Origin of the sequence: Rhizobium aureum, assembly GCF_030182495.1 — a bacterium.
GTDB classification, from domain to species: Bacteria; Pseudomonadota; Alphaproteobacteria; order Rhizobiales; family Rhizobiaceae; genus Rhizobium; species Rhizobium tropici_C.
This window is the reverse complement of record NZ_JAQJCI010000004.1, coordinates 105,025-118,457: the sequence shown is the minus strand read 5'-3', so window position 1 is coordinate 118,457 and position 13,433 is coordinate 105,025. Positions and strand designations below refer to the sequence as shown.

Annotated in this window: 23 protein-coding genes, 2 tRNA genes and 1 pseudogene; 1 reads left to right on the top strand and 25 read right to left on the bottom strand. The window is 59.1% G+C overall.

Annotated features, from left to right (window positions below):
• Positions 1-222 precede the first annotated feature (222 nt).
• From rplO to PH552_RS11590, 25 genes and pseudogenes are all read right to left on the bottom strand, one after another.
• Positions 223-693 carry a 50S ribosomal protein L15 gene (gene rplO / locus PH552_RS11710; RefSeq protein WP_113249850.1) on the bottom strand — a complete coding sequence of 157 codons (471 nt, stop codon included), beginning with the start codon at positions 691-693 and terminating at the stop codon, positions 223-225.
• Positions 694-710: 17 nt separating this feature from the next.
• Positions 711-926, bottom strand: coding sequence for a 50S ribosomal protein L30 (rpmD, locus tag PH552_RS11705; protein WP_113249849.1), 216 nt, complete (start codon positions 924-926; stop codon positions 711-713).
• A gap of 13 nt (positions 927-939) precedes the next feature.
• Positions 940-1,509 (bottom strand): 30S ribosomal protein S5, encoded by a 570-nt coding sequence (gene rpsE / locus PH552_RS11700; RefSeq protein ID WP_004118414.1) that lies wholly within the window; start codon positions 1,507-1,509, stop codon positions 940-942.
• Between the two features lie 128 nt (positions 1,510-1,637).
• Positions 1,638-2,000 carry a 50S ribosomal protein L18 gene (rplR, locus tag PH552_RS11695; RefSeq protein WP_004118412.1) on the bottom strand — a complete coding sequence of 121 codons (363 nt, stop codon included), beginning with the start codon at positions 1,998-2,000 and terminating at the stop codon, positions 1,638-1,640.
• Positions 2,001-2,012: 12 nt separating this feature from the next.
• On the bottom strand, positions 2,013-2,546 hold the full coding sequence (gene rplF, locus PH552_RS11690; protein WP_092715850.1) for a 50S ribosomal protein L6: 534 nt from the start codon (positions 2,544-2,546) through the stop codon (positions 2,013-2,015).
• A gap of 43 nt (positions 2,547-2,589) precedes the next feature.
• Entirely contained in the window at positions 2,590-2,988 is a 399-nt protein-coding gene (gene rpsH / locus PH552_RS11685; RefSeq protein ID WP_104822788.1) for a 30S ribosomal protein S8, read from the bottom strand.
• Between the two features lie 12 nt (positions 2,989-3,000).
• The gene (gene rpsN / locus PH552_RS11680; RefSeq protein ID WP_004118406.1) at positions 3,001-3,306 is read right to left on the bottom strand and encodes a 30S ribosomal protein S14; all 306 of its coding nucleotides are present in this window, start codon (positions 3,304-3,306) and stop codon (positions 3,001-3,003) included.
• Positions 3,307-3,339: 33 nt separating this feature from the next.
• On the bottom strand, positions 3,340-3,897 hold the full coding sequence (rplE, locus tag PH552_RS11675; RefSeq protein WP_183764960.1) for a 50S ribosomal protein L5: 558 nt from the start codon (positions 3,895-3,897) through the stop codon (positions 3,340-3,342).
• On the bottom strand, positions 3,890-4,198 hold the full coding sequence (gene rplX / locus PH552_RS11670) for a 50S ribosomal protein L24 (RefSeq protein ID WP_183764957.1): 309 nt from the start codon (positions 4,196-4,198) through the stop codon (positions 3,890-3,892). Before rplX ends, rplE begins: the two co-directional genes overlap by 8 nt.
• Positions 4,199-4,209: 11 nt before the next feature.
• Entirely contained in the window at positions 4,210-4,578 is a 369-nt protein-coding gene (gene rplN / locus PH552_RS11665; RefSeq protein WP_003573790.1) for a 50S ribosomal protein L14, read from the bottom strand.
• Positions 4,579-4,803: 225 nt separating this feature from the next.
• Positions 4,804-5,043 carry a 30S ribosomal protein S17 gene (rpsQ, locus tag PH552_RS11660; RefSeq protein WP_112341047.1) on the bottom strand — a complete coding sequence of 80 codons (240 nt, stop codon included), beginning with the start codon at positions 5,041-5,043 and terminating at the stop codon, positions 4,804-4,806.
• 12 nt (positions 5,044-5,055) lie between these two features.
• A complete protein-coding gene (rpmC, locus tag PH552_RS11655) occupies positions 5,056-5,256 on the bottom strand; it encodes a 50S ribosomal protein L29 (protein WP_004118398.1) in 201 nt (66 codons plus the stop codon).
• A gap of 11 nt (positions 5,257-5,267) precedes the next feature.
• A complete protein-coding gene (rplP, locus tag PH552_RS11650; protein ID WP_004118395.1) occupies positions 5,268-5,681 on the bottom strand; it encodes a 50S ribosomal protein L16 in 414 nt (137 codons plus the stop codon).
• A 36-nt stretch (positions 5,682-5,717) separates the two neighbouring features.
• Positions 5,718-6,443, bottom strand: coding sequence for a 30S ribosomal protein S3 (gene rpsC, locus PH552_RS11645; RefSeq protein ID WP_004118393.1), 726 nt, complete (start codon positions 6,441-6,443; stop codon positions 5,718-5,720).
• Positions 6,443-6,832 carry a 50S ribosomal protein L22 gene (gene rplV / locus PH552_RS11640; protein WP_004118391.1) on the bottom strand — a complete coding sequence of 130 codons (390 nt, stop codon included), beginning with the start codon at positions 6,830-6,832 and terminating at the stop codon, positions 6,443-6,445. The genes rpsC and rplV overlap by 1 nt, the downstream gene beginning before the upstream one ends.
• 2 nt (positions 6,833-6,834) lie before the next feature.
• A complete protein-coding gene (gene rpsS / locus PH552_RS11635) occupies positions 6,835-7,113 on the bottom strand; it encodes a 30S ribosomal protein S19 (RefSeq protein WP_037199970.1) in 279 nt (92 codons plus the stop codon).
• Positions 7,114-7,128: 15 nt separating this feature from the next.
• Positions 7,129-7,965 carry a 50S ribosomal protein L2 gene (gene rplB / locus PH552_RS11630; protein WP_112341048.1) on the bottom strand — a complete coding sequence of 279 codons (837 nt, stop codon included), beginning with the start codon at positions 7,963-7,965 and terminating at the stop codon, positions 7,129-7,131.
• Between the two features lie 11 nt (positions 7,966-7,976).
• A complete protein-coding gene (locus tag PH552_RS11625) occupies positions 7,977-8,270 on the bottom strand; it encodes a 50S ribosomal protein L23 (protein WP_028753972.1) in 294 nt (97 codons plus the stop codon).
• Complete coding sequence (gene rplD, locus PH552_RS11620) at positions 8,267-8,887, bottom strand: 50S ribosomal protein L4 (protein WP_112341049.1); 621 nt, start codon at positions 8,885-8,887, stop codon at positions 8,267-8,269. Before rplD ends, PH552_RS11625 begins: the two co-directional genes overlap by 4 nt.
• 13 nt (positions 8,888-8,900) lie before the next feature.
• A complete protein-coding gene (rplC, locus tag PH552_RS11615; RefSeq protein ID WP_075852342.1) occupies positions 8,901-9,542 on the bottom strand; it encodes a 50S ribosomal protein L3 in 642 nt (213 codons plus the stop codon).
• A 39-nt stretch (positions 9,543-9,581) separates the two neighbouring features.
• Positions 9,582-9,890, bottom strand: a complete 309-nt coding sequence (rpsJ, locus tag PH552_RS11610; protein WP_003547547.1) for a 30S ribosomal protein S10 — start codon at positions 9,888-9,890, stop codon at positions 9,582-9,584.
• A gap of 216 nt (positions 9,891-10,106) precedes the next feature.
• Positions 10,107-11,103 (bottom strand): annotated as a pseudogene (locus tag PH552_RS11605) (elongation factor Tu).
• A 401-nt stretch (positions 11,104-11,504) separates the two neighbouring features.
• Positions 11,505-11,933 carry a DUF3597 domain-containing protein gene (locus PH552_RS11600; RefSeq protein ID WP_113250560.1) on the bottom strand — a complete coding sequence of 143 codons (429 nt, stop codon included), beginning with the start codon at positions 11,931-11,933 and terminating at the stop codon, positions 11,505-11,507.
• Positions 11,934-12,138: 205 nt separating this feature from the next.
• A tRNA-Gly gene (locus PH552_RS11595) sits at positions 12,139-12,212 on the bottom strand.
• Between the two features lie 22 nt (positions 12,213-12,234).
• Positions 12,235-12,319, bottom strand: a tRNA-Tyr gene (locus PH552_RS11590).
• Between the two features lie 197 nt (positions 12,320-12,516).
• Here PH552_RS11590 and rlmB point away from each other — a divergent pair.
• Positions 12,517-13,425, top strand: coding sequence for a 23S rRNA (guanosine(2251)-2'-O)-methyltransferase RlmB (gene rlmB / locus PH552_RS11585; RefSeq protein WP_112344263.1), 909 nt, complete (start codon positions 12,517-12,519; stop codon positions 13,423-13,425).
• The last annotated feature ends 8 nt before the right edge of the window (positions 13,426-13,433 follow it).

Sequence of the window (13,433 nt, the reverse complement as noted above, 5' to 3'; positions counted from 1 at the left end):
AAATCTCCGCATCACCAATTCCGGCATAATCGGCCGAGCCCGGAATCAGTATGTAAATTGTTCAAAAGCCGGGCTTCGGACGGATTGCGCAGCAATCGGGCGCCTCACCCTCGGTTCCCGTTATTGACCGGAAAGACACTGGCGCATCGATCAGGTTCGTGAGGCTCACATATGGGAGCAAAATCGCCCGAAGTGAAGCACCCCGGGCGATTATTGATAATATTATTCTGCAGCGGAAGCGAGCAGCTTGACGGAACCGCCAGCCTTCTCGATCTTTTCAACTGCAGACTTGGAAGCGCCTGCAACTTCAAGGGCAAGCTTCGCCTTCAGTTCGCCATCCGAGAGAACGCGAACGCCGTCCTTGACGCGGCGAATCACGCCTGCAGCCTTGAGGGCTGCCGCATCAACGGTCTTCTTGGCATCGAGCTTGCCGGCATCGACGGCAGCCTGGATACGAGCCAGCGATACGACAACATAATCGGATGCGAAGATGTTGTTGAAGCCGCGCTTCGGCAGACGACGGTAGATAGGCATCTGACCGCCTTCGAAGCCGTTGATCGCAACGCCCGAACGGGACTTCTGACCCTTCACACCACGACCACCGGTCTTGCCGGAGCCGGAGCCGATACCGCGGCCTACGCGCTTGCGGCTGTGGGTAGAGCCTTCGTTATCCTTGATTTCATTCAGTTTCATAGCGAATTACCTCCGGCTCACTTCTCGTCGACAACGCGAACGAGATGCTGGACAGCACGGATCATGCCACGAACAGCCGGAGTATCTTCCAGCGTGCGGCGACGGTGCATCTTGTTCAGTCCAAGACCGATCAGCGTCTTCTGCTGAACATCCGGACGGCGGATCGGGCTGCCAATCTGCTCGACCGTAATGGTCTTCTTGGCTTCAGCCTTCTTGGTGGTCGTCTTGGCCATAGGTCAAACTCCCTTATTCTTCGGAGGCATTGCCCGAAGCGGCGCGGCGAGCCTGCAGAGTGGCATACTTGATGCCGCGCTGAGCTGCGATGTCCTTCGGGTGAACCTGGTGCTTCAGGGCGTCGAACGTGGCGCGAACCATGTTGTACGGGTTCGACGAACCGGTCGACTTGGCAACGACGTCATGAACGCCGAGCGTTTCGAAAACGGCGCGCATCGGGCCGCCGGCGATGATACCGGTACCGACCTTGGCCGAACGCAGCAGAACCTTGCCTGCGCCATGACGGCCATGGACGTCGTGATGCAGCGTACGGCCGTCGCGCAGCGGTACGAAGATCATGTCGCGCTTGGCGCTTTCGGTTGCCTTGCGGATGGCTTCCGGCACTTCGCGTGCCTTGCCATGGCCGAAGCCTACGCGGCCCTTCTGGTCGCCGACGACGACGAGAGCGGCGAAGCCGAAGCGACGGCCACCCTTTACAACCTTGGCGACGCGGTTGATCGCGACCAGCTTGTCGACGAATTCGCTATCGCGCTCTTCACGGCTCTGACGGTCTTCCCGCGGAGCCCTCTTTTCCTGTGCCATTGTCCTCTTCCTTTTTCTTTTCCGGGTGCAATCGGCAAACAAAACGAAGACCGCATCAACCTCCAGGCGGAGATTTGCGGTCCGGTGAAATCCGGCCGGCGCTTGTAAGCTACCGGCCGGAAACTTGATCAGAAGGTCAGGCCGCCTTCGCGGGCTGCTTCAGCCAGGGCTTTGATGCGGCCGTGGTAGATGAAAGCGCCGCGATCGAACACGACTTCCTTCACGCCGGCCTTGGAGGCGCGCTCTGCAACGAGCTTGCCAACGAGGGCTGCGGCTGCGGTATCGGCACCGGTCTTCAGAGAACCGCGCAGATCCTTGTCGAGGGTGGAGGCAGCCGCGAGGGTCTTGCCAGCCACGTCATCGATGACCTGGGCGTAGATGTTCTTCGACGAGCGATGAACCGACAGGCGCGGACGGCCATTGGCCACCGACTTGATTTGGCGGCGCACGCGGTTGGCGCGACGCGCAAGTGCTTCTTTCCTGCTAGCCATTTCGCGTGATCCTTACTTCTTCTTGCCTTCTTTGCGGACGATCCGCTCTTCGGCATACTTAACACCCTTGCCCTTGTAGGGCTCGGGACCGCGGTATTCGCGGATTTCAGCGGCAACCTGGCCGACCTGCTGCTTATTGATGCCGGTGACGACGATTTCCGTCGGCTTCGGCACAGCGATCGAGATACCCTGCGGCGGCTCATAAACCACGTCGTGGCTGAAGCCGAGCGCAAGCTGCAGGTTCTTGCCCTGCATGGAGGCACGGTAGCCGACGCCGTTGATTTCGAGCTTGCGCTCGTAGCCGTCCTTAACGCCCTTGAAGATGTTCTCGATCATCGTGCGGGACATGCCCCACTTTGCGCGAGCATCCTTGGAGTCGTTGAGCGGCGTCACGACGATTGCATTGTTTTCCAGCTTGAGACCGATTTCGTCGTTAGCGACGAAAAACAGCTCGCCCTTGGGGCCCTTGGCAGTCACTTTCTGGCCATCAACCGTGGCCGTGATCCCTGCAGGTACCTGAACGGGCTTCTTACCGATACGAGACATTTTTCAAACCTGTCTGTTTCGAAGGAGATATCTCTGTCCGATCTTAGAAGACCGAGCAGAGAACCTCACCACCAACATTCTGTTCGCGAGCCTGGTGATCGGCCATCACACCCTTCGGAGTCGAAAGGATGGTGATGCCGAGACCGTTCGCGACCTGCGGAATGGACTTGACCGAGACATAAACTCGGCGGCCCGGCTTGGACACGCGGCCGATCTCACGGATCACCGACGAGCCCTCGTAGTACTTCAGCTCGATGTTGAGCTCAGACTTGCCGTTGCCGAAATCGACGACGGAGTAGCCACGGATGTAGCCTTCAGCCTGCAGAACATCGAGAACGCGTGCACGGAGCTTGGAAGCAGGCGTCGAAACCGACGACTTGCGGCGCGAAGCACCATTGCGGATGCGGGTGAGCATATCGCCCAAAGGATCAGTCATGGTCATCTAATCTGCTCCTTACCAGCTGGACTTGACGATGCCCGGCACCTTGCCGAGATTGCCGAGTTCACGCAGCGCGATACGCGACATGCGCAGTTTGCGGTAATAGGCGCGCGGACGGCCAGACACTTCGCAACGATTGCGAATACGGGTCTTCGATCCATCGCGCGGGAGCGATGCCAACTTCAGGGTGGCCTTGAACCGGTCTTCGATCGAGAGAGACTGGTTCATGATGATTGCCTTCAGAGCAGCCCGCTTCGCGGCCTGGTTGGCAACCGTATTGCGGCGGCGCTTGTTCTTTTCAACTGCGCTTGTCTTCGCCATATCAGGGTTCCTTTTCTACGCTCGTCGTTACGGTTATTGACGGAACGGGAAGTTGAACTCTGTCAGGAGAGCTCGTGCTTCGTCGTCGGTCGTCGCCGTCGTGCAAACGATGATGTCCATGCCCCACATCTGATCAACCTTGTCGTAGTTGATCTCAGGGAACACAATGTGCTCCTTGATGCCCATGGCAAAATTGCCACGACCGTCAAAGCTCTTCGGGTTCAGGCCGCGGAAGTCGCGAACGCGCGGAAGCGCGATGTTGACCAGACGATCCAGGAACTCATACATGCGGGCGCCGCGCAGGGTAACCTTGGCGCCGATCGGCATATTTTCGCGGACCTTGAAGCCAGCGATGGAGTTGCGTGCGCGGGTGATGACCGGCTTCTGGCCAGCGATGGCCGCCAGGTCGGCAGCAGCAACGGTCGGCTTCTTCGAATCAGCCGTCGCTTCGCCAACACCCATGTTGATCACGATCTTGTCCAGCTTCGGGATCTGCATCTCGTTAGCGTAGGAGAACTTCTCCTGCATGGTTGCGCGGATGCGAGCAACATATTCCTTCTTGAGCCGCGGCTCGTACTTTGCCTCAGCCATCGATTACTTCTCCCGAGGTCTTGGCCACACGGACCTTCTTGCCATCCACAACCTTAAAACCGACGCGGGTCGGCTTGCCGTCCTTGTCGACGATCGCAATGTTGGACAGGTGAAGCGGGGCTTCCTTGCTGATGACGCCGGCTTCCTGGTTCTGCGTCTGGCGCTGATGGCGCTTGATGACGTTGACGCCACGAACGACCGCACGGTCTTCTTTCGGCAGCACTTGAACGACTTCGCCGGTACGGCCCTTGTCCTTACCGGTCAATACGACGACCTTGTCGCCTTTACGGATCTTCTGCATCGCTCCGCTCCTTACAGTACTTCTGGAGCCAGCGAGATGATCTTCATGTGGTTCTTGGCGCGAAGTTCGCGCGGAACCGGTCCGAAGATACGGGTGCCGATCGGCTCTTTCTTGTTGTCGATGAGGACTGCTGCGTTGGTATCGAAGCGGATGACGCTGCCATCCGGACGACGGATGTCCTTGGCGGTACGAACGACAACCGCCTTCATCACGTCACCCTTCTTCACACGGCCGCGCGGAATAGCTTCCTTGATCGAAACGACGATCACGTCGCCGATCGAGGCATACTTGCGCTTCGAGCCGCCCAGCACCTTGATGCACATGACACGACGTGCGCCGGAATTATCCGCCACGTCGAGGTTTGTTTGCATCTGAATCATGTCAGGTCGCCTTCTTGTTGTTACCGGAATGGTTGGGCCAATAGACCCCCTACCCCGGCTTATGGACTAGTGTCTTGTCTGATTATGCCTGGCTTCGGGACCATTTAGGTCGCCTCTGCCGGCCATCAATAAAGCAAAAGAACGCCCGTTCTCGAGCGTCCTGCTTCCAAGCTCGTGCTTCATACAGATATTTCGCCCAAGCGCAAGGGCCTGAGCGAAATTCTGTTACTTGGTCTGGGCGGAAACGACCGTCCAGGTCTTGTCCTTGGAGATCGGCGCGCATTCCTCGATGGAAACGACGTCGCCGATTTTGTACTGATTGTTCTCGTCGTGAGCCTTGTACTTCTTGGAACGACGGACGGTCTTCTGGAGCAGCGGGTGAGCGAAACGACGCTCTACACGGACAACCACCGTCTTCTCGTTCTTGTCGCTGACCACGACGCCCTGCAGAATGCGCTTCGGCATGTTATTCTTCCTTTAGGCCTTTGCTTCTGCCGCCTTCTGGCGGGCAATGGTTTTTATGCGAGCGATGTCCTTGCGGACTTCGTTGATGCGCGAGGACTTCTCGAGCTGGCCGGTCGCCTTCTGAAAGCGCAGGTTGAACTGCTCCTTCTTCAGCTTGGCAAGCTCGTCCTTGAGTTGGTCGGCGCTCAGGGCGCGAACATCTGCGGCTTTCATGAGCTTCTTCCTTACTCTGCAATGCGCTGAACGAAGCGCGTCTTGACCGAGAGCTTGGCGGCGCCGAGGCGCAGAGCCTCACGAGCGATTTCTTCGCTCACACCATCGATCTCGAACATCATGCGGCCGGGCTTGACCTTGCATGCCCAGTATTCGACAGAGCCCTTACCCTTACCCATACGGACTTCGGTCGGCTTTGCGGTTACCGGAACATCCGGGAACACGCGGATCCATACACGGCCGGCACGCTTCATGTAGCGGGTGATCGCGCGGCGGGCCGCTTCGATCTCGCGAGCGTTGACGCGGTTGGGTTCCTGCGACTTCAGGCCGAATTCACCGAAAGCCAGATCAGAACCACCCTTGGCAACGCCCTTGATGCGGCCCTTGAATTGCTTGCGGTACTTCGTACGCTTTGGCTGCAACATTTTCTTATTCTCCGAACTTATCTGCCACGTACGCTATCAAGCGTTGTCGCGGCGACGGTCTCTATCGCGATCGCGGCTAGCCGGACCCTGGGCGTCGCCTTCGAGCGCGCGGCGTTCGGAGGCCATCGGATCGTGCTCAAGGATTTCGCCCTTGAAGATCCAGACCTTGATGCCGCAGATACCGAAAGCGGTTTCTGCTTCAGCCGTACCGTAGTCGATGTCGGCGCGCAGCGTATGCAGCGGCACGCGACCTTCGCGGTACCATTCCGTGCGAGCGATTTCAGCACCGCCGAGACGGCCGGCGCAGGTGATCTTGATGCCTTCGGCGCCAAGACGCATCGCGGACTGAACGGCGCGCTTCATGGCGCGACGGAAAGCAACACGGCGCTCAAGCTGCTGCGCGATCGACTGGGCAACCAGCGTCGCGTCGATTTCCGGCTTGCGTACTTCAACGATGTTGAGGTGCGTTTCGGAATTCGTCATGTCCGACAACTTCTTGCGGAGCTTGTCGATGTCAGCGCCCTTCTTGCCGATGATCAGGCCCGGACGAGCCGAGTGGATCGTGACGCGGCACTTCTTGTGCGGACGCTCGATGACCACCTTGGAGATACCGGCCTGCTTCAGTTCGTTCATGACGAACTTGCGCATCTTCAGGTCTTCGTGGAGGAGCTGGCCATACTCGGCATTGTCCGCGAACCAGCGGCTATCCCAGGTACGGTTGATGCCGAGACGAAAACCGATCGGATTGATTTTCTGACCCATTATGCGGCCTCCCCTTGAGCTTCAACTTCACGGACGACGATCGTCAGGTGCGCGAACGGGCGCTCGATACGAGACGCACGGCCACGGCCACGAGCGTGGAAGCGCTTCATGACGATCGACTTGCCGACGTAAGCTTCCGCTACGACCAGCGAGTCAACGTCGAGGTCGTGGTTGTTTTCTGCATTGGCGATCGCAGATTCGAGCGTCTTCTTCACGGCGCCAGCAATACGCTTGCGCGAGAATTCCAGCTCTGCGAGCGCGCGGTCAACCTTCTTGCCGCGGATCGAAGCCGCGACCAGGTTGAGCTTCTGCGGGCTGACACGGAGCGTGCGCGCAACTGCCTGCGCCTCATTGTCCTTCAGCCGGCGTTCGGTTTTTGCCTTGCCCATTGTTACTTCCTCTTCGCCTTCTTGTCCGCACCGTGACCATAATAGGTACGGGTCGGGGCGAACTCGCCGAACTTGTGCCCGACCATGTCTTCATTGACGCTGACCGGAATGTGCTTGCTGCCGTTGTAGACGCCGAAGGTGAGACCAACGAACTGCGGCATGATGGTGGAGCGACGGCTCCACATCTTGATTACTTCGTTACGTCCGCCTTCGCGCACCTTCTCAGCCTTCTTGAGAAGATAGCCGTCAACAAACGGACCTTTCCATACTGAACGAGCCACTTGAGACTTCCTCTCTTACTTCTTGCGCTGATGGCGCGAGCGCATGATCATCTTGTCGGTCGACTTGTTCGACCGCGTACGCTTACCCTTGGTCGGCTTGCCCCACGGAGTCACCGGATGACGACCACCGGAGGTGCGGCCTTCACCACCGCCGTGCGGATGGTCGACCGGGTTCATGACAACGCCGCGGTTATGCGGCTTCTTGCCACGCCAACGCGAACGACCGGCCTTACCGTCGTTGATGTTGCCGTGATCAGGGTTCGAAACCGCACCGATCGAAGCAAGGCAGGTGCCGTGCACGAGGCGCTGTTCGCCGGAGTTCAGGCGAAGGATTGCCATACCCTGGTCGCGGCCGACGAGCTGCGCGTAGGAACCGGCGGAACGAGCGATCTGACCACCCTTGCCCGGCTTCATTTCCACATTGTGGATGATGGAGCCGACCGGGATGAACTGAAGCGGCATGGCGTTGCCAGGCTTCACGTCAACGGCCTTTTCCGAAGCGATGACCTTGTCGCCGGCAGCCAGACGCTGCGGAGCGAGAACATAGGCCAGTTCGCCGTCCGTGTACTTCACCAGAGCGATGTAAGCGGTACGGTTCGGATCGTATTCGATGCGCTCGACGGTTCCTTCAACATCGAACTTGCGACGCTTGAAGTCGACCAGGCGATAGGTACGCTTGTGACCGCCACCCTGGAAACGAACGGTGATGCGGCCGGTGTTGTTGCGGCCGCCCTTGGAGGTCAGGCCTTCCGTCAGCGCCTTGACCGGCTTGCCCTTGTAGAGCGAGGAGCGGTCGACGATGACCAGCTGACGCTGGCTCGGGGTCGTCGGATTGAATGTTTTCAATGCCATTTTCTTATTCCTCAGAGACCGGTGGAGACGTCGATCGACTGGCCTTCGGCGAGCGTCACAACAGCCTTCTTCACGTCCTTCTGCTTGCCGACGAGACCTTTGAACCGCTTGGTCTTGCCCTTGCGCAGCAGAGTGTTGACGGCCGTGACCTTGACGCCGAACAGCGCCTCGACGGCAGCCTTGATCTCAGGCTTCGTCGCGGTCTTGGCAACGTTGAAAACAACCTGGTTATTATCCGAAACCAGCGTGGACTTTTCGGTGATCGCAGGAGAAACGATCACATCGTAATGGCGAAGATCCGTCACTTGAATCGCTCCTCTAGCGCTTCAACTGCAGCCTTGGACAGCACGAGCTTGCCGCGGCGCAGGATGTCGTAAACGTTGATGCCCTGAACCGGCAGAACATCGATGTTCGGGATGTTCTTGGCTGCGAGCTTGAAGTTGCTGTCGAGCTCAGCACCGCCGATGAACAGAGCGTTCGTCAGGCCGAGCGTCTCGAAAGCGCCAGCGAGTGCCTTGGTCTTGGCTTCGGTTGCGACGAGATTGTCGATGACGATCACGTCCTCGGCCTTGAACTTGGCCGAGAGAGCGTGACGCAGGCCGAGGGCGCGAACCTTCTTCGGCAGATCGTGCTCGTGGCTGCGGGCGACCGGGCCGTGAGCTTTACCACCGCCGCGGAACTGCGGAGCGCGAGCCGAATGGTGACGAGCGCGGCCCGTACCCTTCTGCTTGTACATCTTGGCACCGGTGCGCGCGACGTCCGCGCGGCCCTTTGCCTGATGCGTGCCCTGCTGCTTCTTGGCAAGCTGCCAGCGAATGACGCGAGCAAGAATGTCTTCACGCGGCTCAAGGCCGAAAATCGCATCAGAAAGGGAAACCTTCCCGGCGTCTTTGCCCTCAAGGGTCTTGACGTTGAATTCCATTGGTTTGGCTCCCTTACTTCGCTGCCGACTTGACGGCGTCGCGCACGATAATCCAGGCGCCCTTGGAGCCAGGAACCGCACCCTTGACGAGGATCAGACCGCGATCTTCATCGGTCGATACAACTTCGAGGTTCTGCGTCGTAACGCGGGTCTGGCCCATGTGACCAGCCATCTTCTTGTTCTTGAACACCTTGCCCGGATCCTGGCGCGAGCCGGTCGAACCGTGCGAGCGGTGCGAAACCGACACACCGTGCGTGGCGCGCAGACCGCCGAAGCCGTGGCGCTTGATGGCGCCGGCAAAGCCCTTACCGATCGTCGTACCGGTCACGTCGACGAGCTGACCCGCCGTGAAGTGACCTGCGTTGAGCTCGGTGCCGACTGCGAGCAGATTGTCTTCCGTGACACGGAATTCTGCGAGCTTGGCCTTCGGCTCTACGCTTGCAACGGCGAAGTGGCCGCGAAGAGCCTTCGTCGTGTTCTTAACTTTAGCCTGGCCGGCACCCAGCTGAACTGCGGTGTAGCCATTCTTTTCAACTGTGCGCTGGGCTACGACCTGGCAGCCTTCCATACGCAATACGGTAACCGGGACATGCTCGCCGGCGTCGTTATAGACGCGGGTCATTCCCACCTTCTGTGCAATCACACCTGAACGCATCGGTTCAATCCTTCTCACTCAGCTCGAGGACCGTAGGTCTCAGAGCTTGATCTCAACATCGACACCGGCGGCGAGATCGAGCTTCATCAGCGCGTCTACCGTCTGCGGGGTCGGGTCAACGATGTCGAGGAGGCGCTTATGCGTGCGCATCTCGAACTGCTCGCGGCTCTTCTTGTCGATGTGCGGGGACCGGTTAACCGTAAACTTCTCGATGCGGGTCGGAAGCGGAACGGGGCCCCGGACGCTAGCACCGGTGCGCTTCGCCGTCGACACGATCTCGCGCGTGGAAGCATCGAGAATCCGGTGATCGAACGCCTTCAGGCGAATGCGGATATTTTGGCCGTTCATTCGACGTTATCCTTGTGTTTGTTATCTCGCGCGCCTTTCGAAAAGGCACGGTTTGTTCTGTTTCCTAAGGCGGACCACCGGTTTCAAAGATCGAGAGGGACGCCTGCTGCGGCATCCCCATCCACTCTTTAGGCCTTTCGGCCCACCTTATTGTTAATTTCATTGGCCGCTTCGTCATCCGAAGCAGCGCGCAAATCGCGCTCGCGCGCCATTTGATTACTCGACGATGGAGGCAACGATGCCTGCGCCGACGGTACGGCCGCCTTCGCGGATCGCGAAGCGGAGCTTTTCTTCCATCGCGATCGGAACGATCAGCTCGACGGCAACCGTGACGTTGTCGCCAGGCATAACCATTTCCGTGCCTTCCGGAAGCGTCACGATGCCGGTCACGTCAGTCGTACGGAAGTAGAACTGCGGACGGTAGTTCGTGAAGAACGGCGTATGACGGCCGCCTTCTTCCTTCGTCAGGATGTAGGCTTCTGCCATGAACTTCTTGTGCGGCTTGACGGAACCCGGCTTGCACAGGATCTGGCCACGCTCGACGCCGTCACGGTTCACACCGCGGATCAGCGCGCCGATGTTGTCGCCGGCCTGGCCCTGGTCGAGCAGCTTGCGGAACATTTCAACGCCGGTCACCGTCGTCTTCGACGTCGGACGAATGCCGACGATTTCGACTTCTTCACCAACCTTGACGATACCACGCTCGACGCGGCCCGTCACAACCGTACCACGGCCGGAGATCGAGAACACGTCTTCGATCGGCATCAGGAACGGCTGGTCGATCGGACGCTCAGGCGTCGGGATGTAGGCGTCAACCTGAGCCATCAGCTCGCGGATCGCGTCTTCGCCGATCTTCTTGTCCGAATCTTCAAGAGCAGCAAGCGCCGAACCCTTGACCACCGGGATGTCGTCGCCCGAGGATCGCGCCGTCCATCTGGGCGGCACCGGTGATCATGTTCTTGACGTAGTCGGCGTGGCCGGGGCAGTCGACGTGCGCATAGTGGCGGTTCGGCGTCTCGTATTCAACGTGAGCCGTCGAGATCGTGATGCCACGAGCCTTCTCTTCCGGAGCAGCGTCGATTTGGTCATACGCCTTGAACTCGCCGAAGTACTTCGTGATCGCTGCCGTCAACGACGTCTTGCCGTGGTCAACGTGACCGATCGTCCCGATGTTAACGTGCGGCTTATTGCGCTCAAACTTACTCTTTGCCATTTGAATGCTTCCTGTGAACGTAATGAGTGACCCCGGCGAACCGGTTTAGTGCCGCCGTTTAAGGCTTTCATCGCATTTGCGCAAGACTTAATTGCAGGGCCTATTCCCGGCGAAGTCAGAGCGATTGCGCATGATCCGCAGCCTTCGTCATTCCTTCGCCGCGCAAGTGTCGCCAGCCGATCCGGAAAGACATAAAAGCATTTGCCGGTTCAGGCGCTTAGATAGGGGCGCTCTGGAAAGAATTCCAGATGCAAAACCGAACCGAAGCAGCACTCGCCACCAACGAAATACGCCCTCGCCGAAGGGCAAGGGCGCAAAACCATCAAGCAACGGCGAAGCGCGCCACGACTTGCTCTCCGGAGGACGGCAAAGCCCACCAGTCCATCCAGGCTCGATGCCTATCAATCGAGAAGATCGGCGGGCACTTTGCCGCCGTTATCGGCGAGCTTCTTCAAAAGAGCCTTGTGCAGGAACATGTTCATCTTGGCGGAATCGCCGGCATCACCAGTGTAGCCGAGCTCCTGAGCCAGCTCCTTGCGCTCCGAAAGGCTCGCATCCATGCCGAGCGCCTTCATGAGATCGACGATCGAATGCTTCCAATCCAGCTTCTGGCCGCTCTTCTTGACGGCGGCGTCGAGGATCGAGGCGATATCCACTGGAGCGGACGGCGCGCTGGTCGCGGGCGAGGTTGCTGCCGTAGTCGCTGAAGGAGCCGGTGTCGGCGCAGGCGCCGGATTGGTGGTCGCGGCTGTCGTCGACGGCGCCGGAGCTGCCTCGGCAGCCTTTGCCTGCCCCCAGATTGCACCCTTGATCTTGTCGAAGATACCCATTTGCGCTCTCCCGTTTCGGTTGCCAGAGCAATATGTATCGCTCGCGCGAATATAAGCAACCCTTCATGTCAAATATGCAAAGGTGGCACCAGAGCGAGTGCGGACATGAAAAGGGCACAGCCGCATGCAGAGCAACGAACAGGCAAACATAGAGATCGCTCGGCCCGGAAGCTAGATAATCGACGAGCTAACAATTTGAAAAGATTGGAGCGGGTAGCGGGAATCGAACCCGCGTATTCAGCTTGGAAGGCTGCTGCTCTACCATTGAGCTATACCCGCGGGGTCAAGATCCGGTCCGGAATGGTGGAGGGAGTTGGATTTGAACCAACGTAGGCTGAGCCAACGGATTTACAGTCCGTCCCCTTTAACCACTCGGGCATCCCTCCAGTATTCCGACTGGATCTTGCGACCAAGTTGCTAGACCTTGGCGTCGCCGCCGTGATCTGCGCCGCGTATATGACCGGACGATTTCAGTCTGTCAACACAAGGAATTGGCAAAAATGACGAAAAAATTTCAGCCTGTGGGAAAAGCCCGCGGCCGAAAGAGGCTATGCGCCCCGGAAGGCGCTGGTTATAAAGCCGCATGAGCAAAGATAGAACATCCGGCCGCTCCGGCCCTGAAAACACCGCCGACGACAAATCGGCCAAGAACACGCATTACGCCACCCTACGCCGCGCGCATCGCGACGCCAAGCGTGAGCGCGGCGAAATCCCGACACCGGCTCCGCAGAAGCGAAAGCGGGCTGGTGCGGACGATTGGAAGCCGCCGGCGCTCGCGCCCGAGCAGGTCTTTCTCTATGGCCTGCATACGGTCCGCGCCGCGCTTGCCAATCCCGAGCGCCGGAACATCAAGCTGTCGACGACGCAGAATGCGCTGGTGCGGCTGGAAATCGGCCCGGTCGACTCACTCGGCATTCCCGTCGAGATCGTCTCGCCTCAGGATATCGACAAGGTGCTCGGGCCTGAAGCGATCCATCAAGGGGTCATGCTGGAAACCCGCCCCCTGCCCGTGCGTCGCCTCGAGGCATTGAAGGACAGCCCGTTGCTGCTCGTTCTCGATCAGGTGACGGATCCGCACAATGTCGGCGCCATCATGCGCTCGGCCGTGGCCTTCGACGCAGGTGCCGTGATCACGACGCAGCGCCATAGCCCGACCGAATCAGGCGTGCTCGCCAAATCCGCCTCCGGAGCGCTCGAACTCATACCTTATATACAGATCACCAATCTCGCTGATGCGCTCGGCGAACTGCATCGGCTCGGCTTCACGACGATCGGGCTCGATTCGGAAGGGCCGGCGCCGCTGGAAGGCACGTTCAGCGGCGACAAGATCGCGCTTGTGCTCGGCTCGGAGGGCAAGGGGCTGCGTCAGAAGACTCGCGAGACCGTGAATGTACTGGCTCGGCTCGACATGCCCGGCGCCATCAAATCGCTCAATGTCTCGAACGCAGCCGCGATCGCGCTATATGCGACGCGGTCCTATCTCAAATCATAGCGGCGCCT